This is a genomic window from Spirosoma sp. 209, assembly GCF_002006735.1.
GTDB lineage: Bacteria > Bacteroidota > Bacteroidia > Cytophagales > Spirosomataceae > Spirosoma > Spirosoma sordidisoli.
The window spans coordinates 196295-216648 of sequence record NZ_MVEC01000023.1 but is presented as its reverse complement, the minus strand read 5'-3'; the positions used below and the strand labels follow the sequence as shown (position 1 = coordinate 216648).

The 20354-nt window shown below is 54.3% G+C and carries 19 protein-coding genes; 7 read left to right on the top strand and 12 right to left on the bottom strand.

Annotated elements, in window-relative coordinates; genetic code table 11:
- The first annotated feature begins 60 nt into the window (after nt 1-60).
- A complete protein-coding gene (locus B1C80_RS25965; RefSeq protein WP_077924102.1) occupies nt 61-801 on the top strand; it encodes a DUF6503 family protein in 741 nt (246 codons plus the stop codon).
- Here B1C80_RS25965 and B1C80_RS25960 read toward each other — a convergent pair.
- The 4 genes from B1C80_RS25960 to B1C80_RS25945 form a co-directional block, all read right to left on the bottom strand.
- Nucleotides 795-1544 (bottom strand): GLPGLI family protein, encoded by a 750-nt coding sequence (locus tag B1C80_RS25960; RefSeq protein ID WP_077924101.1) that lies wholly within the window; start codon nt 1542-1544, stop codon nt 795-797. The two genes, B1C80_RS25965 and B1C80_RS25960, sit on opposite strands and share 7 nt — an antisense overlap.
- Nucleotides 1545-1585: 41 nt before the next feature.
- Nucleotides 1586-4441: an outer membrane beta-barrel protein gene (locus B1C80_RS25955; protein WP_077924100.1), complete on the bottom strand. Its 2856-nt coding sequence runs from the start codon at nt 4439-4441 to the stop codon at nt 1586-1588.
- A 238-nt stretch (nt 4442-4679) separates the two neighbouring features.
- On the bottom strand, nt 4680-6068 hold the full coding sequence (locus tag B1C80_RS25950) for an anthranilate synthase component I family protein (RefSeq protein WP_077924099.1): 1389 nt from the start codon (nt 6066-6068) through the stop codon (nt 4680-4682).
- A gap of 2 nt (nt 6069-6070) precedes the next feature.
- Complete coding sequence (locus B1C80_RS25945) at nt 6071-7075, bottom strand: NYN domain-containing protein (RefSeq protein ID WP_077924098.1); 1005 nt, start codon at nt 7073-7075, stop codon at nt 6071-6073.
- A gap of 305 nt (nt 7076-7380) precedes the next feature.
- On the opposite strand from B1C80_RS25945, the gene hisB reads away from it, so the two are divergent.
- Both hisB and B1C80_RS25935 read left to right on the top strand, forming a co-directional pair.
- The gene (gene hisB, locus B1C80_RS25940) at nt 7381-8529 is read left to right on the top strand and encodes a bifunctional histidinol-phosphatase/imidazoleglycerol-phosphate dehydratase HisB (RefSeq protein WP_077924097.1); all 1149 of its coding nucleotides are present in this window, start codon (nt 7381-7383) and stop codon (nt 8527-8529) included.
- Between the two features lie 286 nt (nt 8530-8815).
- Nucleotides 8816-9388 (top strand): 1-acyl-sn-glycerol-3-phosphate acyltransferase, encoded by a 573-nt coding sequence (locus B1C80_RS25935; RefSeq protein ID WP_077924096.1) that lies wholly within the window; start codon nt 8816-8818, stop codon nt 9386-9388.
- Here B1C80_RS25935 and lpxB read toward each other — a convergent pair.
- Nucleotides 9385-10491, bottom strand: coding sequence for a lipid-A-disaccharide synthase (gene lpxB / locus B1C80_RS25930; RefSeq protein ID WP_077924095.1), 1107 nt, complete (start codon nt 10489-10491; stop codon nt 9385-9387). The genes B1C80_RS25935 and lpxB overlap by 4 nt on opposite strands.
- A 29-nt stretch (nt 10492-10520) precedes the next feature.
- Complete coding sequence (locus B1C80_RS25925; protein WP_077924094.1) at nt 10521-10937, bottom strand: 6-carboxytetrahydropterin synthase; 417 nt, start codon at nt 10935-10937, stop codon at nt 10521-10523.
- A 277-nt stretch (nt 10938-11214) separates the two neighbouring features.
- Here B1C80_RS25925 and rfaD point away from each other — a divergent pair, with 277 nt between their 5' ends.
- On the top strand, nt 11215-12180 hold the full coding sequence (gene rfaD / locus B1C80_RS25920) for an ADP-glyceromanno-heptose 6-epimerase (RefSeq protein ID WP_077924093.1): 966 nt from the start codon (nt 11215-11217) through the stop codon (nt 12178-12180).
- 15 nt (nt 12181-12195) lie between these two features.
- Here rfaD and B1C80_RS25915 read toward each other — a convergent pair whose 3' ends face one another.
- The 3 genes from B1C80_RS25915 to B1C80_RS25905 are packed head-to-tail and all read right to left on the bottom strand — an operon-like array spanning nt 12196 to nt 14722.
- Nucleotides 12196-12567, bottom strand: coding sequence for a DMT family protein (locus B1C80_RS25915; protein ID WP_077924092.1), 372 nt, complete (start codon nt 12565-12567; stop codon nt 12196-12198).
- 22 nt (nt 12568-12589) lie between these two features.
- Nucleotides 12590-14137, bottom strand: coding sequence for a S8 family serine peptidase (locus B1C80_RS25910; RefSeq protein ID WP_077924143.1), 1548 nt, complete (start codon nt 14135-14137; stop codon nt 12590-12592).
- A gap of 33 nt (nt 14138-14170) precedes the next feature.
- The gene (locus tag B1C80_RS25905) at nt 14171-14722 is read right to left on the bottom strand and encodes an ABC transporter permease (protein ID WP_236648929.1); all 552 of its coding nucleotides are present in this window, start codon (nt 14720-14722) and stop codon (nt 14171-14173) included.
- A 142-nt stretch (nt 14723-14864) separates the two neighbouring features.
- Between B1C80_RS25905 and B1C80_RS25900 the strand changes: the two genes are divergently transcribed.
- A complete protein-coding gene (locus B1C80_RS25900) occupies nt 14865-16160 on the top strand; it encodes an aminopeptidase P family protein (RefSeq protein WP_077924090.1) in 1296 nt (431 codons plus the stop codon).
- Nucleotides 16161-16230: 70 nt separating this feature from the next.
- On the opposite strand, the gene B1C80_RS25895 is transcribed toward B1C80_RS25900, so the two are convergent.
- The 3 genes from B1C80_RS25895 to B1C80_RS25885 all read right to left on the bottom strand — a co-directional run bounded on the left by B1C80_RS25895 (nt 16231) and on the right by B1C80_RS25885 (nt 18029).
- Nucleotides 16231-16851, bottom strand: a complete 621-nt coding sequence (locus B1C80_RS25895) for a TetR/AcrR family transcriptional regulator (protein WP_077924142.1) — start codon at nt 16849-16851, stop codon at nt 16231-16233.
- A gap of 161 nt (nt 16852-17012) precedes the next feature.
- Nucleotides 17013-17456 carry a hypothetical protein gene (locus B1C80_RS25890; protein ID WP_077924089.1) on the bottom strand — a complete coding sequence of 148 codons (444 nt, stop codon included), beginning with the start codon at nt 17454-17456 and terminating at the stop codon, nt 17013-17015.
- Between the two features lie 141 nt (nt 17457-17597).
- Nucleotides 17598-18029 (bottom strand): hypothetical protein, encoded by a 432-nt coding sequence (locus B1C80_RS25885; RefSeq protein WP_077924088.1) that lies wholly within the window; start codon nt 18027-18029, stop codon nt 17598-17600.
- A gap of 157 nt (nt 18030-18186) precedes the next feature.
- Between B1C80_RS25885 and B1C80_RS25880 the strand changes: the two genes are divergently transcribed.
- Complete coding sequence (locus tag B1C80_RS25880; protein WP_077924087.1) at nt 18187-19401, top strand: saccharopine dehydrogenase family protein; 1215 nt, start codon at nt 18187-18189, stop codon at nt 19399-19401.
- Between the two features lie 129 nt (nt 19402-19530).
- Nucleotides 19531-20334: a hypothetical protein gene (locus B1C80_RS25875; RefSeq protein WP_077924141.1), complete on the top strand. Its 804-nt coding sequence runs from the start codon at nt 19531-19533 to the stop codon at nt 20332-20334.
- The last annotated feature ends 20 nt before the right edge of the window (nt 20335-20354 follow it).

The window sequence follows — 20354 nt, the reverse complement described above, 5'->3', positions numbered from 1 at the left end:
TACTCCTTTTCTTTCAAGAGCCGCTTTTTGTAGGTTTGTATCTCTCGCGCTCCGTATCCTATGCTCCGTCTTCTCCTTGTCGCCAGCTCCCTGTTCCTCATCACAGCCGCCTGCCAACCGCAGAACGACGCTCGAACTATTATCGATCAGGCGATTGCGGCCCACGGTGGCGATGCATACCAGAATAAGCGGATCTCGTTCGACTTCAGGCAGTTTCACCTCGTGCTGGAACAACAGAATGGCCGTTTTCGATACGAACGCAGCTATCGGGACTCGGCCGGCGTAGCCATTCGCGAAGTGCTTACCAACGATTCGTTTACCCGCACCCGCAACAACCAGGCTCAGCCGCTCGATACCGCCCAGATCGGTAAATACAGCCGGGCGGTGAACTCGGTAGCCTATTTTGTGCTGCTGCCACACAAACTGAGCGACCCGGCCGTACTGGCCGATTATGCCGGCCAAAGCCAGATTGACGGGCAGGCTTATCATAAAGTACGGGTGCGGTTTCGGGCCGAAGGCGGTGGCAACGACTACCAGGATACGTTCTTCTACTGGTTCAACCAGCAGACCCACACCATGGATTACCTGGCCTACAGCGAAGGAGGCCCCCGCTTCCGCAAAGCCATCAACCCCCAAACGATCGGCGGTATCCGGTTTCAGGACTATATCAATTACAAGGGCGACGAAAAAGATACGACCTCGGTAGGCACCTATGACCAGCGCTACCAGGCGCGACAACTCCCCGAGCTATCGCGCATTGAGCAGAAAAACATTCAGGTTACGCCCCTGGCCAATCAGTAGCGAATGGTCCAGAACGGGTTGCGATGAGCGGTCATGCTCTCCGCAATATGCTGCGAAATCAGGGCGTCGTAAGCTGTATCAGTCAGCTTTTTGCCTTTCAGTTTGGGTAGCTTCAGATCGTCGGGGGTGAGCTTACGGAAAGCCACGCCGGTTGCTTCGATGATGACGTCTCCTTCGTTCAGGTTCAGCTCCAGAATGACGCCGGGCAAACCACTGTACCGCTCCGGACCGGCCGGCACCGGAATATCCTGCGCAAACCAGGCCGTTATCTTCTGCTTCTTGATGGGATCTTCCGTATCGGCCCGCATACAGATGTAGCCCGCCACCTCCTTGATCTGGTTACCGATTTTCCAGGTCGGTGTATGCAGGGAGTCTTCAACGATATAGGTTTTACCCAGCATCTCCATCACATCGATCTTTTTATCCTTGTCGAAGTTTCGGTACAGCACCAGATCGGCATTACGCCACGAATACTGACCGTCTTCGGTTTCGCCCTGCTCGCTGGCGTAGGTATACAGACTCTCGTTGGCGTTGAACGACAGCTTCATTTTTTCTTTCGATTCGTCGTCGTTTTTCCAGGTCTGAGCCGCCCGGTCTTTCTGTTCCTGGCTCAGAAAAGTCATCCGGGCTATAATCTTGCTCCAGTAGGTTTTGCGCTGGTACGTTACCACGCCTTCGGTCTGCTGCGCCAGCGATAGCGTAGTCAGCAGCATACCGCAGAGAATAAGAATGAACCGGTTCATAACTTGCTAATTTGAGTGTATCAGACGGGTTGGTTTCTCCATTAAAAGTTTTCCCGGCGCATCTTGGCCTGAACGCCACGCATGTTATAGGTAAAGCTAAGCAGAAAATACCGGGCCAGCGTCTGCACCCGCTCTTCCGAAACGAAGTTCTGGCCGGCATACTGCGACACGTTGAGATTCCGATTCAGCAGGTCGACCGCCGACAGCCGGACTTCGGCTTTTTTGGCCTTGCCCAGAATGTGGTAGGCCGATACGTTCAGGAGCGGCACCCGCTGGTCGAAGCCGAATCGTTCATTTTTATAGACCCGGTAGTTCAGCGCCGATGTCAGGTAGATACCGGCCGGTAGCTTGAGGTTAAGATCGCCCCCGAAGTTGTTGGTGATAATGGTCTGATTCTGGCCCGTATTGATCGAATACCGGGTTTGGGAAATGCCTACGTTCGCATTACCGTAAAACGTCAGCCACTCAACCGGCGTCAGGTCGAGCCGGGTTCCTATGTTGTAGCTTTGGTTGTAGGTTTCATTCCTGACACTGTCGATATTGGTCAGGTTGCGCCCAAAATTGAGCTGGGTATTGAGCCGCAGCGTAGCTTTGGTTTTTTTGAGGGGAAACCCGTAATCTAGGTACGAACCGATGGTACGCCCGCCGGTCAGGTTCTCCGGAAAGCTCCGGGTAACGAGCGTTTGCCGGTCAACAAACTGGCTGTATACGATCTGGTTGACGTAGTAATTGCCGTACAGATTGGCGAAGAAATTGGTAAAGTTACCGGGGTTGAAGTAACTGAAGCCCATATTGACACCATGCTGGAGTTCGGGCAGCAGGTTCGGATTACCCTCGGTGATAAACAGCGGGTTGGCGTTGTTCGGAAACGGCTGCAAATCCCGCGATGAAGGTATGCGTACGTTCAGGTCATACCCGCCGTAGACGTACCGATTGTTTTTCATATCGTAGTTCAGCGAGACGTTCGGCACAACGGTCGTAAACGTCCGGCGAATAAACCGAAATGCCGACGAGGTCTGATCAACCGCAAACCGACCATCGATCGTGAACTGCTGCCCGGCCAGCCCCACCGCCAGATTCAGTCCCTTGTACGAGTAGCGAACGCTGCTGCCCAGTCGGTTGTAGATGTAGTTATTTCTGTAGTAGCGGCTCAGCGAATCGTTGCGGCTGTTACCCACATCGGCCACATCGAGTACGTTCCGGTCCACTTCGTCGTAACGGAGGCTGAAGTTGTAAAACGACTCCCAGAAAAACTTCTTCGCAAATGGTTCGATGAACAGCAGGCTGGCTTTGTACTCGCTGCGCAAACTGGTGGTTTCCTGATCCTGCCGAATCCGGCGCAGCTGTTCGTTGACGCTGGTGGCCTGGAAAAACTCATTCGTCGCGTCCAGGTTCAGGGTGCCGTCGCTGGTATTGATCTGGTAGGTAGCGCTGGCGGCAAAGCTGCGCCCTTTCTTTTTGAACTTGAGTCGGTACAGCAGCGTATTGGCCGACCCGAATGTGGCCGCTATCGTTCGGTTGTTGGTGCGGTTGCGGGTCGATAACAGCTCGGGGCCCGATGTCCCGTTAACCCGGAATTGCTCCTGTAATCTGAACAGGCCCGCATTGCCGTTGCCGAGCCGGCTGTTGTTGATGAAGATAATCGTATTCAGCGAGTCGATGGCTTTTTCGTAGCGCAGGCTAACGCGGTGGTTGGCGTTGAAGTTGGTCTGACCGCTCGTTTCTGCCGTCCGGAACGAGCCATCTTCCAGGAAGTTACGCCGGTTGCGTTCGGCATCCAGTTGCAGCCGTGTCTGGCTGTAGTAATAGCTGGTGCTGAGCTTGGTTTTCTTGGTATCGTAGTTGTAGTTGGCCCCACCGGCCACGTTGTTGGAAAAGCCCCGCCCGGCCCGGCCATCGACCGGAATACTCAGGCTTTCGTTGTCTTCATCGCCCCCGAAAAAGATGAACCGTCCTCCGCTGCTGAAGCCAAAATCAGCGTTGTCGTTCCAATTAAAGGAGTTACTCCCCCTAAAATCCTGATAATCGTTCCACGACAGCCCCTGCTGGTTGGTGTTGTTGCCCAGCCCGATGACCGAGAACTGCCGCTTAGCGTCGAATTTGTTGTAGTTTCCCTTGGCGTCGGCCCGGGGGCTGATGCCGTTCGAAGCCGGGCCTGCCCCGGCGGTTAGCTTACCGAATCCGCCTTTCTTGAATTCTTCCTTGAGTTCCAGGTTAACGGTCTTCTCTTTCTTGCCGTCCTCAACACCCGTCAGTTTAGCCTGTTCGGTCTTGTCGTTATACACCTGCACTTTCTGAATCGCGTCGGCCTGGAGGTTCTTGGTAGCCAGCTTGGGATCGTTGCCGAAAAAGTTCTTGCCATCTACGGTTACTTTCTTTACCTCCTGCCCCTGCGCCCGGATATTGCCGTCCTGATCGACCTGTACGCCGGGTAGTTTCCGCAGCAGGTCTTCGACGGTCGAGCCCGGCGGCACCTTGAACGAACTGGCATTATACTCGATCGTGTCTCCTTTGATGGTCAACGGGGCCTTGGCCGTTCTGACCACTACTTCCATCAGCTCTCTGGTAATCGGTTTGAGTTTCAGCGCACCCAGGTCTACGAGGGCCTCGCCCGTTGGTTTCACCAGCTGATTATACGGCATGTAGCCAACGAAGGATATTTTCAGGATGTAGTTACCCGCCTTCAGGTTCTTAAATGAAAAGGCTCCTTTCTCGTCGGTCCGGCCAAAATTCACCAGCGACGAATCCCTGGGGCTGAGCAGCATCACGGTAGAGGAAGCCAGCGGAGCGGCTGACGTATCTACGGCTCGGCCCTGCAGGGTAAAACGAGCCGGAGACTGTGCATGGAGTTTCCCCATAAGCAGGCACAATACGGCCAGCAGGAAAAGATTTTTCATACGGTTTGGATTTAGGAAAGGGGTAACCAATAGTAAAGCTACGCGTACTATTTTAGGGTGGTTACAGGCTTAACGATTTTTAACTAAAAATATAGTAGTTTATTTCGTAAGCGGTAGATACCTCCCTCTGGAGCCTGTAAACCAGCAAATGACCGCGCGACTTACCTCTGGTGAGTCGATTCCGGCAGAAATTCCATACGGATCAGGCAAAAGATTATTGAACCGCCAGCGCCCCCGCTCAGCCAGCCAGGGCGGTCTGCTCCAGCACCTCCCGAATAGCACTGGCTTTGAGCAGACATTCGGCCCATTCCTGGTCGGGATCAGCGTCGTAGGTAATAGCGCTCCCTACCGAAAACGACGCGTACGCCTGGTCGGCATCGTACAGCAACGAGCGGATAACTACGTTGAATTCGAAATCACCGTCGGGGGTGATGTAGCCGATCGCTCCCGAGTATACGCCCCGTCGGCTGGCCTCCAGCTGATCGATCCGTTCCATGGCCCGGATTTTGGGCGCCCCCGTCATACTACCCATCGGGAAAGCATTACGAATGCTGTCGGCCCATGACACATCGCTCCGCAGCGTAGCTGACACCGTTGAAATCATCTGGTAAACTTGCCGGAAACCATAGATTCCAAACAACTCCTCTACCCGTACCGAGCCAGTTTCGGCACTTCGGGCCAGGTCGTTCCGTACCAGATCGACAATCATCAGGTTTTCGGCCCGCTCTTTTTCTGAATGAAAAAGCTGGCTCCGCAACTCGGCATCTTCCTCGGCCGTTTGCCCGCGCCGAATGGTGCCTTTGATAGGTTGCGACAAAATGCGGGAGCCTGTTTTCCGGAGAAATCGCTCGGGCGAGGCTCCCAGCACATAGCGATTGTCAAGCCTGAGAAACGACGAGAACGGCATCGGCGATCGATCCGTCAGCGCCTGGTACGTACGCAGCGGGTCCAGCCGGGCCTTTTCCAGAAAGAACTCGATGCAGTAATTGAGTTCGTACACGTCCCCATCGCGGATAAGCTGCTGGATCTGCCGAACCGTATCCAGGTAAGCGTCGGGCGTTACGCGACACTGAATGGCGGGCATTGCTGATTCATCTGACCGGAAAACTCCGCTTACCGGCTTCCGAAAGGCCAGGATGGCCGCCAAAACCGCCCGCACATCCCCGTCGCCCCGAACCGTTATCTCCTGCGATGAGCCGTTGATCGGGCTGATGTCAATAACCCAGGCCGGCTCCACAAAGTAGGCATCCGGGAAACCCAGCCGGTTGGGGTGGCGGCTGTTCAGTTTTTCGAGCTGGTTTTTGAGGTCGTAGCTGAAGTAGCCAACCAGAAACGAAGCCTGTTGCCGATGCGCTTCGTACAAAGCCTCAAAAACATCGGGACCTGCGGAGCGCCGTACGCCGTCGGCAGTAATTATGGTCGTCTCCTGGCTGGCCTCCGAAAACGAAATAACCCGTTTCGCCCCAACAAACAGTCGGTTCGGAAACGGGTCATTGGGATAGGCAATACCATTGTTGGTCAGCGAAGCAACGAAGGTACCGGTATGGGTGGGTTGTGTCATTGCCCACTTCAGCGCCTGCCACTGAAGGGATGAACTATCGGTAATCGTTACCCGCGCTTCACGCATACTTACGGCCGAAGCAGCCGGACATCTACGGCAATGTCTTTGCCCTCGGCGTTATGACCAATACTAAATTCTACTTCGTCGTCTACCTGTAGTTCGTTAAAGTCCGTATCCAGCAGACTCGTGTAATGGAAAAACAGGTTGTTGGGCGGGTAGTTTACAAAACCATAACCGGTTTTCAGGCTGCGGATCGTGCTGATCTTGCGGCCTTCCGGATCGTCGTCGACATCGTCGGCTACGTTGTAGTTGGGTTCGTCACTTATCTGATACGCATTGTTATACCCGCTCCCGTTCATATAATCGCCGTCGTAGTTACTGCCATTGGTGGTAGCTGCCGTGAAGGTGGGGCGAGACTGCTGTTTTACGAACAGGTTCTGAATAACAGTATCGTTTCGGCGGCTGCGGTCGTCGATCAGCGCGTGCATACCGACTGGGTAGGATACTTCTTCGAGCAGGTCCTGCGAGGTGCGGGTCACCTGCTTTTCGCCCTGTTCGTTCAGGAATTCGAAATCCCAGCTCAGCACCATGATCCGCGAGCCGAGCGTATTGAGTTTACGAATCAGCGGTACGTAATCACCATCTGAGGTGATCAGCACAACGACATCGAATTTTTTGTACTGAGCCAGCTCGAAAGCTTCCAGCGCCAGCCACACATCGATCCCTTTTTCCTGCCGATACCCCTGGTAGGTTTTAACCGGCAGATAGTGCGTTACCACCCCTTCCGACATCAGGATATCGTCGAACAGGCGATCGTAAAAAAGCTGGTTACCCCGTTGATTGGCTTCGTGCGCGTTGAGCCGCCCCCGGAAATAATGAGCATCGACAATCTGGCAAAGCCGTTCGTTAACCCCTTCTTCTTCGGCCACCTGGCGTCGGATAAAGGCATGAAGTCCGGAAATACTGATGCGGCTGCGTCGTTCGTGGGAGTAGTTGTAATAGTTGCTTACGTGTAAAAAATAATTACCATCATAAAAAACCCCGATTCGGGTTAGTCCAGATTGTGCAGGCATAAGTTAACCGTAGTTTATCGAAATGTACGAACTGTAAAAAAAGGCAACGTCTGATGTTCTTATTACTGTAATCGAGCTGTTAGGATGTGTACGTGTTGTCTTTCGTCAGGCTTCTTTTGAGAAGGAGGTCTCTATATTCTTTCGTATGGATAAACCAATAAGGCAGCTTACTACAGATAACAACGGGTACTTTTTCTGGCTAATAAAGAGAGGGGTACAGCTATAAAGAACTACCGGGCAAAAATAGTATAATTTCACTTGCAATCCGATGGGGGCGTATCTTTGTCCCCTCATTTGCGCCTACCATGCAGAAAATTCTTTTCATTGATCGCGACGGTACTCTCATTGTAGAACCCCAGCCCGACCAGCAAGTCGACTCGCTCGCCAAGCTCGATTACATACCCAAAGTGCTATCGGCCCTGCGCCGGATTGCCGAAGACACCGACTACCGACTGGTGATGGTCACCAACCAGGATGGGCTTGGTACCGACGCCTTTCCGGAAGATACCTTCTGGCCGGCCCATACCAAGATGATGAACACCTTCGCCGGTGAGAACATCCACTTTTCGGGTGTCCACATCGACCGTCATTTCCCCCGGGATAACGCCCCTACCCGTAAACCCGGTACCGGCATGTTAACTGAATACATGGACGGCTCGTACGACCTCGCCAACAGCTACGTAATTGGCGACCGCCTTACCGACGTGCAGCTGGCCGTTAATCTGGGGGCGCAGGCCATCCTGTTTCTGCCGCCGGGTGGCCTCGATACCGTTCAGATGGCCGATGTTACCGGTTTGACGGAGGCTATGCAGGAGCGGATAGCGCTCAAAACGGGCGACTGGGACGAGATTTACGAGTTTTTACGGATGCCCAACCGCACGGCCACCATTGCCCGAAATACCAAAGAGACCCAGATCAGCGTCGAGCTGAACCTCGACGGGCGCGGCCGGGCCGATATTCATACAGGTCTTGGCTTCTTCGACCATATGCTCGATCAGGTCGCCAAACACTCCGGAGCCGATCTGACCATACGGGTGCAGGGCGATCTGCACATCGATGAGCACCACACGATCGAAGACACCGCGCTGGCCCTTGGCGAAGCTTACCGGCGCGCCCTGGGCGATAAACGGGGCATTAGCCGCTACGGCTTTCTGCTCCCCATGGACGAAGCACTGGCTCAGGTAGCCATTGATTTTTCGGGGCGGCCCTGGCTTGTCTGGGATGCCGACTTCAAACGCGAAAAAATTGGCGACATGCCGACCGAAATGTTTTTCCATTTCTTCAAGTCGTTCTCCGATACGGCCCTGTGTAACCTCAACGTAAAAGTAGAAGGCGATAACGAGCACCATAAAATCGAGGCTATTTTCAAAGCCTTTGCCAAAGCCATCAAAATGGCGGTTCGGCGCGATAGTAAGGAGCTGGACAACCTGCCCAGCACCAAAGGCGTTTTATAAGCAGTTACCACCCAAAAGGTAGACCGAGCCTTTAGGTTTAAACCGCTGGCTCTTGTACTTTTGCACCCGAATTCAACTGAATACAGACATGGATCTTTCAACCCCACTAACTATTCTGTTCTACGTTGTTCTGCTGGCGGCTTCTTTCATGACCGGCCGTTGGTTAGAGCGCAAAGACCGGAAGTACTAGTTCAACTAGTCGTGAGCAGGTATTGGTCAGGCTCTTCAGCTTCGGTTGAGTATATACCCATACCTGTTCACGAATAGCTGTTCACATCTTTTTATTATGCTTGGCGCACTCGCCCGTTGGTTATTTAAAGTTTGGGGCTGGCGTATTGTTGGCCCGGTTCCAACAGTGCCGAAAGGGATCTGGGTAGTAGCCCCTCATTCGACCAACTGGGATTTCCCGATCGGCCTCGGTATTCGGCCCACCATTCACATCTGGATTCAGTATCTGGCTAAAAGCTCGCTGTTTACCTGGTATGCCGGGTGGCTGTTCCGGGCGCTGGGTGGCAAACCCGTTTACCGCGACAAGTCGAACAACATGGTCGACGCCACCGCCAGCCTCTTCCGGGAAAGCGACGAACTTCACATCTGCATTGCGCCGGAAGGAACCCGAGGTAACGTTTCGCGGCTCAAGACCGGCTTCTACTACATTGCGCTCAAGGCGGGGGTTCCGCTTATTCTGGTCGGCTTCGACTGGCCGCGTAAGCTCGTTCTGCTCAGCGAACCGCTCTACGTAACCGGCAATTACGAACGCGATATGCTGCCGTTCTACCAGTTTTTTTCGCAGGTTCAGGGCGTCAAGAAAGACTGGCTCCGCAACTGGGAGCGTACGGGCATCATCGAGAAGAGCTAGCGCATCAGCTCGACCATGCGTTTGCCCGCCCGCTCAGAGGCCCCAGGTTCGCCCATTTTCTGCGCTACCTCGGCATAGCCGTCCAATACCTCCTGCCGCCGATGTCCGCCCGGCAGAATGGCCCGCAGTTCGGCGGTAACCCGCTCCGGTGTGCAGTCGTGAATCAACTCCCGAACCACTTCCCGACCGGCAATCAGATTTACCAGCGACAAAAACGGCACCGCCAGAATACGCTTACCGATCTCGTACCACCAGCGTGGCGTTTTGTAGAGCACCACTTCCGGTACGTTGAGCAGGGCGGTTTCGAGCGTAGCCGTACCAGACGTAACGAGCGCAGCCGACGCCAGATGCAGCAGGTCGTAGGCCGCATCGCTCACCCGCAGAACGGCCGGGTAGTCGGCCATATAGGTATCGTACAGCTCGTCGGGCAGGTTGCTGACCGTTCCGACCACGAACTGATAGTCCGTAAACGACCGGGTTGCCGCCAGCATAACCGGTAACATCCCTTTGATTTCCTGCCGCCGGCTACCGGGCAGCAGTGCCACTATGGGCCGTCCGTCGAGCGCCAGCTTACCGGCAAACGCCGGATCGGGCCGGAACGCCCGGAGCGCATCGAGCAGCGGGTTACCCACGTATTCGACCTCGTAGTCGTACTGGGCAAAGAACTCGGTCTCGAACGGGAAAATGGTAAACAACCGATCAACACTGGCTTTGATGTTGAGCGCCCGTCTTGGGTTCCAGGCCCACACCTTGGGCGATATGTAGTAAAATACCCGAATGCCGTGGCGCTTGGCGAAGCGGGCCATACGGAGGTTGAACCCGCCATAATCGATCAGGATCAGCACATCGGGCCGATTGGCGAGCAGGTCTGCCTCACACTCACGCATGATGCGCCGGATGGTGCCCAGATTCCGGGCCACTTCCAGAAAGCCCATAAACGCCATCTCGCGGTAATGCCGGACCAGGGTGGCCCCGGCGGCTTCCATCTGTTCACCCCCATAGCCGCGGCAACGGGCTTCTGGATCATACTGCCGGATGGCCCGGATCAGGTTCGCTCCGTGCAGGTCGCCCGACCGTTCGCCGGCTATCAGGTAATAGGTCATCTATGGTTCTTGACAATCACGTGGGTTGATTATTCGCCAAAATAATCAACAAAGTTTTTGGGCGTTTCGTACAGACGCAGCTGGTGCAGATGGGCTTCGGTAACGGGAGCCAGCGCGCGCTCGAGAATTTTCCAGATCTCCATGATAAAAATTTCGCAGCTGGCCATTTTCCCCTGCATGAAATCGACATCAAGGTTCAGGTTTTTATGATCCACTTTTTCGATCACCTCCCGCTTGATAATATCGCCGAGGACTTTCAGATCGATCACGAAACCTGTATCGGGATTGGGCTCTCCTTTTACCGTTACAATCAACTCAAAATTATGCCCGTGCCAGTTCATATTCGCGCAGGGGCCAAACACCTCTTTGTTGCGCTCTTCCGACCAGGCCGGATTGTACAGCCGATGGGCGGCATTGAAATGTTCAATTCTGTTTATATAGACCATTTTTCTGGTTTAGATAAGGCGGTTGCCAGAAACGCCGGTGAAAAAAAGTGCACAAAGATACGCATTGATGAGCCGCTATAAAAACCAGCTGTCAATCCGCAGAGACAGTATCCGGTGGTACCACACGGTCAGCGCTAACTTCAATAAATACAATTTTATCACCAAAAACGCTATTCCTTTCTTCGGCCTAAATCCAGTATCTTTACACCCTACTTTGCCTTGTTTATCCTGATTATTATCGACTTATCGATACGAACACGTTTACGGACATACATTTATGATTATTGTTACGGGGGCCGCTGGTTTTATAGGGAGCTGTTTGATTGACAAACTAAATCAGGAAAATTTCAATTTTATCATCGCCGTAGATGACTTTTCCAACCCCCGTAAAGCGCCGAACCTTGCCAGTAAACGTATTCAGGAACGGGTAGATCGGGAGGTTTTTTTTGACTGGCTCGATCAGAATTATCACGAGGTTGAATTCATCTTTCACATAGGCGCCCGCACCGATACGACCGAGTTTGACCGGCAGATATTTGAGCACCTTAACGTAGAATATTCCAAACAGATCTGGCATCGCTGCATCCAGTATCAGATTCCACTCGTCTATGCCTCCTCGGCGGCTACCTATGGATTAGGCGAGCTGGGCTACGATGATAACGAATCCCTCATTCCGCAACTCAAACCGCTCAATCCGTACGGCGATTCAAAAAACGAGTTCGACAACTGGGCGCTGGAGCAGGAACGGAAACCGTTTTTCTGGGCCGGTCTGAAATTTTTTAACGTATACGGCCCCAACGAGTATCATAAAGACCGGATGGCGTCGGTTATCTTTCACGCCTACCGCCAGATTTGCCAGTCGGGCCACATGAAGTTATTCCGGTCGCACAACCCTGACTTTGCCGACGGCGAGCAAATGCGCGACTTCGTCTATGTAAAAGATGTGGTGGATGTCTGCTCCTTTCTGATGCACCACCGGCGTAACTCGGGTATCTATAACCTGGGCAGCGGCAAAGCCCGCACTTTCCGCGATCTGGCCGTCAACACCTTCCGGGCGCTGGGTCTCGAGCCCCAGATCGATTTTGTAGATACCCCGGCCGACATCCGCGATAAATACCAGTATTATACGCAGGCCAATATGGCCAAGATCCGCTCCATCGGCTACGAACGCCCTTTCACCTCGCTGGAAGATGGCATTACCGATTACGTGACCAATTACCTCAAGGCCGATAAATACCTCTGAGCCAGCAGCCCTGGCTTACCATTTCTTGAAGATAAAAAACACGGCCAGCACAATGAAGGCGAAGCCAACCAGGTGATTCCAGGCCAGCTTGTCAGTTTTGAAAAAGTACACCGTAATGATCGTAAAGACGATCAGCGATACGGCTTCCTGAATGGTTTTCAGCTCGAACAGGGAGAAAGGCCCGCCCGTTTCGTTGGAACCGATCCGGTTGGCGGGTACCTGAAAAATATACTCGAAGAAAGCGAGTCCCCAGCTCAGCATGATGATACCGAACAGCGACAGTTTGGCCAGCATCGGATATTGCTTGAGTTGAAGGTGGCCGTACCAGGCCAGGGTCATAAACACATTGGAGAGCGTTAACAGCAGAACGCAATAGATTCCTTTCATGGATGAAGCCCGTTGATGACGTTTATTCCCAGACAACCTCGATTACTTCCCGAATCAGATCGACAGTGGTCTGCTTTTCACCGCTACTGCGTTTAAGGGTCAGCTTGCCGCTGCTAACCTTGGCCGCTTCCTGTTGCAGTACGTGGGTGGCATCTTTCTTATGAAAGACCGATACCGCCGGTTCAGCCGTATTGACATCCAGCGTCAGCGACTTACCCGAGGCTTTGATGGAGCGGGCGGTTGCCGGCAGGGACTGGTTTTTGACAAGCGCCAGCGCCCGCGACGCCTGGGGTACGCCGTAGCCAACGTAATTGTTACCGTATGGGTACAGATGTGATGACTTCTCAATGATCTCCATCACCTGTTTGTTGGTAAGCTTCGGATTGGCCTGCATCAGACAGGCCGCAAAGCCCGTAATCACAGGCGCCGACAGGGAGGTGCCATACAGCGAAAAACATGATACGTTGGGCTTCAGGTACGGTAAACTCTCGGGACCGATGCTGCTGTAGCCGATGCGGTTCCAGAGTTTGGCGTTGGTAGCGCCGATGGCCAGCACTCCCTGTGCATCGGCCGGGGTGCTGATGATCCGCCACGAACGGTCGTCGCCTTCGTTACCAGCCGATACCACGATCAGGATCCCTTTCTTGTCGGCGGCAATCTGGGCGGCCCGGCTGATCAGGCTCGTGTGGCCATCCATTTGCCGGGGCTCGTAATTTTCCTTGGGGTTACTCATGCCTTTGGCATACCCCAGCGAGGTGTTGATGAGCCGTACGCCCAGGCTGTCCATCCACTCCATAGCGGCCACCCAGTTGTCTTCTTCGCCCCTGTATTCGCGGTTTCCCTGGTCGGTACGGGCCAGGTAGAAGGTGGCATCGGTAGCCAGGCCATACTGAATATTTTCGGTAGGATCGGTCCCGGCAATGGCCGCCAGCACCTCGGTACCGTGAAAGTCAGACATGGACTCCAGCGTTCGGAGCAGATTGGTTTTTGGCCGGTTCGGATGTACATAATCGCGAACCAGCCGAACGCCCTCCCGGCTGAACACGTGTTTGAGCGCGTTGGCCGAATCGGCTCCGAAAAAGCCCGCGTCGATCACCCCGATGGTCACGAATCGCCCCGTTAAGCCCGCCCTCACAAAATCCGGTGCCTGAATCTGGGTCATGACCGGTGCGAGCTGCGGTTTGGAGACGGGCTCCGTAGCGGTGATGATCAGGGCAGGATCGATGGGTTGTATGCTTTTTACGAAAGGCAGCGCCAGCACCTGCCGACGCTGTTCGTACGTTAGCCGGGCCGATACCGCGTTCAGCCAGCGCGACTGGCGCAGGGGCCGAATACCGGTTTGCTGGAGCTGATGCAGATAAGCCGCCGATACCGGGCGGTCGGTATCGTCAATGGGGAGTTGCTGAAGTTGCCGTCGGGCCAGCGCTGCGGGCGATAAAGCGGGCGGAGCTGTGATGTCTTTACCCTCCAGCAGGATCCAGTAGTTTGTGTTCGCCGGTTCCGGCTGACCCCATGCCAGGCCAGGCAACAGCCATAAAAGCCTCAGGCATCTCCGTACAACATGATTCATCATGCTAAAATAGCCACTCCAGACCGGAATTGTTCAGAAATTGTCGATAATTTCCCGAACCCGTACCCGCATTCGGGGCTTCTCACCCGCCGGTACGATCACAATGATCCGATCACTGACGCTCTCGCCGTTGCGAAGAATATACCCGGCCTGCACGTTGGTGGTTTTAACGACGTCTTTCCCGTCGGCTCCCTTTACGGTTTCGCGGTAAGGCACCACAAAAGGCCGGGCCAGCAGATTCCCGCCTTTGCTGGTCATCCGTTTGCCGGTTGCGTTCAGACAGTCGAAACTGGCCAGGAGGTTCGGGTTGCTTTCGGTACCAAACAGGGTCTGCCGCGGGAAGATCAGCTTGGCACAGCCACTTTTGTTGGTTACGTACAGCCCCAGTTCGTAGCGGTTATATTCTTCGGTTTTGACGTCCTGGGCTCGTTCGTTCAGTACTTCGATGCCGTACTCGACGCCGTTGAATACGGCCGGTTCGCCGGGAGCTATATCGTATGACGTCTGCGCCAGAGCCGCTGCAGACAGGGTAAAAAGCGTGGTGGTCAATACCGAAAACCGGACTAAAGTAGAAGAAAAGGACATACGCGGTGGGGTTATGTGAACGGCCAAATATGCACGCTTTTCAACTAACCAGCGCGACCATTTACTACATTTGCCGCACAGCAGACCGGTGATTTAGTAAACGTCACGATGCCGGATACCACAATCAAATTCGTTGAGCCTAATGCGCTACTTACCCCTCGATTCATCACTTTTCATTAAAAATCGGCAGCGACTGGCCACCCGGCTGAAGCCCAGATCGTTGGTCGTGCTCAATGCCAACGACATACTGCCTACCAATGCCGATGGGACGATGGCGTTCCGGCAGAACAACGACCTGTTTTATCTCTCCGGCGTCGATCAGGAAGAAACGCGGCTGGTTCTGTTTCCCGATCATCCCGATCCGAAATTCCGCGAAGCGCTGTTCCTGCGCGAAACCAGCGAACTCATCGAGATCTGGGAAGGGCATAAACTCACCAAAGCGGAAGCTGAGCAACTCACCGGTATTCCGCAGTCACGCATCTACTGGAACAACCAGTTTGAGCAGATATTTGGCCAGATGGTGTTTGAGGCCGAACACATCTACCTCAACACCAACGAGCACACCCGCGCCACAGTCGACGTACAGACCCGCGATGCCCGCTACATCGACCAGTTTCGGCAGCTGTACCCGTTGCATCATCTGGAACGGCTGGCTCCGCTAATGCATTACCTCCGGGCGATCAAGCAACCGCAGGAGGTCCAGCTTCTTCAGACGGCTATCGACACTACAGAAAAAATGTTCCGGCGTTTGCTGGGCTTCATCAAACCCGGAGTCTGGGAGTACGAAATTGAGGCCGAGATGATGCACGAGTTCCTGCGCAATCGCTCCCGGGGGGCGGCTTATTCGCCCATTATCGCGTCGGGGGCCAACGCCTGCGTACTGCATTACATCGACAACAGCCAGCAGTGTCAGGATGGCGATCTGGTCTTGCTCGACCTGGGCGCCGAGTATGCCAACTACAATGCCGATATGACGCGTACGGTACCCGTGAACGGCCGCTTTACCGAACGCCAGCGGGCCGTATACGATGCGGTGCTGCGGGTGATGAACGAAGCCAAACAGATGCTGCGCCCCGGTAACCTCTGGGACGATTACCACCGCGAAGTAGGTAAGGTGATGGAGTCGGAACTGATTGGACTGGGCCTGCTGGATCGGGCGGCCGTAGAAAAACAGGATCCTGATGCGCCCCTGTATAAGAAATATTTCATGCACGGCACCTCCCACTTTCTGGGGCTCGACGTACACGACGTAGGGAACAAGTACCGGAAGATGGAGCCCGGCATGGTATTTACCGTTGAGCCGGGCATTTATATCCGCGACGAGAAAATCGGGATCCGGCTGGAGAATAACGTGATTCTGACCGAGTCGGGCAATATCGATCTGATGGCTAACATTCCGGTCGTTGCCGACGAGATCGAGGAGTTAATGAACCGGTAAGCGGGCCCTGGTAGTCGGGTTGCGGTGTACCGGAGTTTATCCAATACCCGCAACCCGATTGCCAGATCGTTTATTTAACCTCGGCTTTCTTGGCGTTTTCGCGGTCGAGCGCAATGTTCAGGCTTGAATAGATTCGGCGGATTGCCGTTTCGATGCGCTCCCAGCCGGCTTCGGTGCGGAGATCGATATCGACGATATGATCACGCTGTGCGCTGGTCAGTACCATATACGTAACGGCCGAAACCATCAGGCTGGTAATGGCAATCGGGTCGAAATCGGTGTAGGGAGCCAGTTTGTCAACCAGGTTCTTATACGACCGATCCCGGTATTCGGCCAGCCGGCGGGCCAGCTCGGTTTCGCCGTGGGTCATCTCCCAGCGAATAAGCTCCTGCGACGGCTTGCGCGCCCGGAACTCACGCAGAAACTGGATGGTATACTCGGACCATACTTTACTCCGGTTTTCGGCGGGCAGGTTGTCGGGAACGGACTCCAGAAACTTGTCATTGAACATCGACAGGAAGAACCCGCGCTGCACATACGCTTCCAGCAAACCGTTCCAGCCACCGAAATAACGGTAGATCAGCACCTTATTAACCCCGGCACGTTCGGCCACAGCGTTAATACCTGCTTTTTCAGTACCTCGTTCGGCCATTACATCCCCCATGGCACGCAAAATACGTTCCATGGTCATCTGGCGGTTTCTGCGCTTGACGACTTTCATACTTGTTAATCAGTTATGTTTTAATTAGGTGTTTATCGACTCTTACAATCGGGAGGGCGCTACTAACTCTACCCAAGCCATAGTCTGGGTACAAATATGTATAAACAAGTTGATGTTACCAAGCGGTAACCTTAACGCCTTACCGGAAAATTGAGGAACTGGTCCGACAGCTGACCGATGGCTTCGGCGAGCTTATGTCTGGTCACAACAACGGGCAGCCAGAACGGAGAAAGTGGGTCGTCGTGCCAATCAGGGGCTATTTCGAAGGCCAATTTGATTTGCAGGAGAAACTCGTCGGAGTCAGCCGAAATACATTCGAGGCTGAGGCACGGTTCCGTAAAGACCAGCCTTCCCTGCGAACGACCAGTGGCGTGCAGCTGCCGCAGCCAGTCGAGCAGGGTACTGATTTCGTAGGTATAAAGGATAGCAGCGGTAGAGGTAGACTGGTGGTGCTGCCAGCCGGACCGAAGCGCCACCCAAAGCAGATTCCGATCGGCCGACGAAGGGCTGTCTGGGGCGTTTTCGTAGTCTAAAATGTTCAGTTCGAAGAAACTGCGCTGGCCGATTAGAAGCATGGGGTTAGAGCTGTAGCCTGACGTAGTACCTACCAGGTTGTGCGGAACACGTATATACGTCTGAAAGGTACCACTATACGTTTAGATACGCAAACCCGGCTAGGGTCTGGCACCTGGCAAACGCACGAAAGAAACGCCCCGTCAACGCTCCGGATAGGCCGCCACCTGACCCGACAGGTCCTGGATGGCTTCCTGCAACTGTCTGCGGTTCAGCAGCAGATTGATCTTGACCGGAAAACCGGGATACGTATGCCAGGCAGGGGTCAGGGCGTGGTCCAGCTGAATCTGTAACCGATAGCTATCGTTCGGGAGCGCCGTGGCCTCAACACTCAGACCGGGCTCCGGAAACGAAACGTCAATGTGGCTCGCGGCTTTGTTCCAGAGCGCACGAAGGCCGTTCAGCAACCGGCCAACTTCCCAGGTCTGCAACGGAGCCGACTGCGTATCGGCCTGCTGCCCCAGTAACGTCGATACCCGACACTGCAACCGGTTTCGCTCCCGCCAGTTGGTTGCCTTTTTACCGTAACCCAGAATCGAGAGTTCAAATGATCCAGCTGAGGAGATAAATTTCATAACGAGAGCGATTTAAGACTGCATATTTCCTATAAAACAAATATAGTAATAATTTGTTTAAGGTAACTATTTGTTCATCAGCGAAGATATCCCTTACTGACCAAGTCCGCGGCTGGCTCACTATCTTTGCGGCCAAAACGTAAACTATAGACGATACATGGCAAACGTGCTCATTATTGGAGCCGGTGGCGTTGGCAGTGTAGTAGCGCACAAATGCGCTATGAACAGCAACGTATTTACGAACATTATGCTGGCCAGCCGCACCAAGGCAAAATGTGACCGCATTGCGGCTGACATTCAGGAGATGCACGGCGTTACGATTCAGACTGCGCAGGTCGACGCCGATGTGGTGGCCGAGATGGTAGCGCTGATCCGGTCGTTTGGGCCGAAGCTGGTCATCAATGTGGCTCTCCCCTACCAGGATCTGCCCATCATGGACGCCTGTCTGGAAGCCGGTGTGCATTACATGGATACCGCCAATTACGAACCTAAAGATGTAGCCAAGTTCGAATACAGCTGGCAATGGGCTTACAAAGAACGCTTCGAGCAGGCCGGGCTGATGGCCCTGCTGGGCTGCGGCTTCGACCCCGGCGCCACGCAGGTGTTTACGGCCTATGCCAACAAACACCATTTCGACCGGATGGACTACCTCGACATTGTCGACTGCAACGCCGGTAACCACGGCAAAGCCTTTGCAACCAACTTCAACCCGGAAATCAACATCCGTGAAATTACCCAGCCCGGTCGGTACTGGGAAAACGGCGAATGGGTCGAGATACCGGCTATGAGCATTCATAAGCCCATCGACTACCCGGAAATTGGCCCCCGCGAGTCGTATGTGCTGTACCACGAAGAACTCGAGTCGCTCGTCAAGAACTTTCCGACCCTGAAGCGCGCCCGTTTCTGGATGACATTCGGCCAGGCTTACCTGACCCACCTCGAGGTGCTGCAAAACGTAGGCATGACCCGCATCGACCCGGTGCCGTTTCAGGGTATGAACATCGTTCCGCTCGAGTTCCTGAAAGCGGTATTGCCCGCCCCCGACAGCCTCGGCGAGAACTATACCGGCCAGACCAGCATTGGCTGCCAGATCAAAGGGGTTAAAGACGGCAAAGACCGGACGTACTTCATCTGGAACAACTGCGACCATGCCGAAACATACAAAGAAGTGCGCGGCCAGGCGGTTAGCTACACGACCGGTGTGCCGGCCATGATCGGCGCCATGCTAATGCTGACGGGCGTCTGGATGAAACCCGGCGTCTGGAACTGCGAAGAGATGGATCCGGACCCGTTCATCGAGCAAATGAACAAACAGGGCCTGCCCGTGCAGGAGCGCGTAGACATACCGCTTCCTCACGAGTATCCGGCCTGAGCCTAAGGCAACAGCCTGACCCGAATCGGCATCAAGCACAGTCGGTCATTATAGTGACAAACGGCCATGTGTTTTGATGCCGATTTTGTATTTTTACCCCTATTCATTCCCGTTAACCAACGAACTATCATGTTCCTAAAACAGTACGCATTAGTAGTACTGGTGCTGCTTCCCTTCGCGCTGCAGGCCCAGACGACCGACAGCAGCCGAACCAGGCGGGCGCTTAAACCCGACCCGGCGCCGGTAACGTCCAGGCAGCCCAACAACCCGCCCCTGACAAACCAGGAAATGTCGCAGATTGTCAACGCGGTGGGTAGCGCTGGTAGCCCGGGCATCATGGTCCGCACCATCGACACGCGCTACGAAGGCCTCCGCGGCACCCCCTACTTCCTCAACGGCTGGTCGAAGGGTCAGATTCTGCTGCTCGGGGGCAAACGCTATACCGACGTACCCATTAAATTCGACGCTTTCCGGCAGGCACTGATTCTGCTTCGGCCTACGATGGGAAACGACTCCATCATTATTGATCGCAGCACGGTCAGCCACTTTCAGCTGGTTAGTCCTGATGGGCAGGAATACCTGTTCAAGCGATATCCGAACGTAAAAACATCCGATGCGGCCGCCGATGGCAGCTATTTTCTGGTGTTGTATGAGGGCAAGACCGCCCTGCTGAAACGGGTCGCGAAAACGTTTCAGGGCGCTGATTACAAGCAACCCTACTCCAACGACATCCGGTACGACTCGTTCCAGAACAGCCACGCTTACTACCTGCTCAAGCCCGACCAGACGCTGGTTAAAGTAAGGCTGACGAAAAAATCACTGCTCGACGCCCTGTCCGATAAACGCGACGGGTTGAAAGCCATGGCTGACCAGCTTAGTTTCAAGAATGAGGGCGACGCGGCCAGCCTGGTGGAGCAATACGATAAACTGTAGTCATAACTGGTCCGCAAAAA

What these genes read in the sequence shown, in the direction of transcription:
- B1C80_RS25965 (WP_077924102.1), top strand. Translation starts at nt 61, where the DNA reads ATGCTCCGTCTTCTCCTTGTCGCCAGCTCCCTGTTCCTCATCACAGCC.
- B1C80_RS25900 (WP_077924090.1), top strand. Translation starts at nt 14,865, where the DNA reads ATGCGCTACTTACCCCTCGATTCATCACTTTTCATTAAAAATCGGCAG.
- B1C80_RS25910 (WP_077924143.1), bottom strand. Translation starts at nt 14,137, where the DNA reads ATGAATCATGTTGTACGGAGATGCCTGAGGCTTTTATGGCTGTTGCCT.
- B1C80_RS25915 (WP_077924092.1), bottom strand. Translation starts at nt 12,567, where the DNA reads ATGAAAGGAATCTATTGCGTTCTGCTGTTAACGCTCTCCAATGTGTTT.
- lpxB (WP_077924095.1), bottom strand. Translation starts at nt 10,491, where the DNA reads ATGACCTATTACCTGATAGCCGGCGAACGGTCGGGCGACCTGCACGGA.
- B1C80_RS25875 (WP_077924141.1), top strand. Translation starts at nt 19,531, where the DNA reads ATGTTCCTAAAACAGTACGCATTAGTAGTACTGGTGCTGCTTCCCTTC.
- B1C80_RS25885 (WP_077924088.1), bottom strand. Translation starts at nt 18,029, where the DNA reads ATGAAATTTATCTCCTCAGCTGGATCATTTGAACTCTCGATTCTGGGT.
- rfaD (WP_077924093.1), top strand. Translation starts at nt 11,215, where the DNA reads ATGATTATTGTTACGGGGGCCGCTGGTTTTATAGGGAGCTGTTTGATT.
- hisB (WP_077924097.1), top strand. Translation starts at nt 7,381, where the DNA reads ATGCAGAAAATTCTTTTCATTGATCGCGACGGTACTCTCATTGTAGAA.
- B1C80_RS25925 (WP_077924094.1), bottom strand. Translation starts at nt 10,937, where the DNA reads ATGGTCTATATAAACAGAATTGAACATTTCAATGCCGCCCATCGGCTG.
- B1C80_RS25895 (WP_077924142.1), bottom strand. Translation starts at nt 16,851, where the DNA reads ATGACCATGGAACGTATTTTGCGTGCCATGGGGGATGTAATGGCCGAA.
- B1C80_RS25955 (WP_077924100.1), bottom strand. Translation starts at nt 4,441, where the DNA reads ATGAAAAATCTTTTCCTGCTGGCCGTATTGTGCCTGCTTATGGGGAAA.
- B1C80_RS25935 (WP_077924096.1), top strand. Translation starts at nt 8,816, where the DNA reads ATGCTTGGCGCACTCGCCCGTTGGTTATTTAAAGTTTGGGGCTGGCGT.
- B1C80_RS25960 (WP_077924101.1), bottom strand. Translation starts at nt 1,544, where the DNA reads ATGAACCGGTTCATTCTTATTCTCTGCGGTATGCTGCTGACTACGCTA.
- B1C80_RS25950 (WP_077924099.1), bottom strand. Translation starts at nt 6,068, where the DNA reads ATGCGTGAAGCGCGGGTAACGATTACCGATAGTTCATCCCTTCAGTGG.
- B1C80_RS25905 (WP_236648929.1), bottom strand. Translation starts at nt 14,722, where the DNA reads ATGTCCTTTTCTTCTACTTTAGTCCGGTTTTCGGTATTGACCACCACG.
- B1C80_RS25880 (WP_077924087.1), top strand. Translation starts at nt 18,187, where the DNA reads ATGGCAAACGTGCTCATTATTGGAGCCGGTGGCGTTGGCAGTGTAGTA.
- B1C80_RS25945 (WP_077924098.1), bottom strand. Translation starts at nt 7,075, where the DNA reads ATGCCTGCACAATCTGGACTAACCCGAATCGGGGTTTTTTATGATGGT.
- B1C80_RS25890 (WP_077924089.1), bottom strand. Translation starts at nt 17,456, where the DNA reads ATGCTTCTAATCGGCCAGCGCAGTTTCTTCGAACTGAACATTTTAGAC.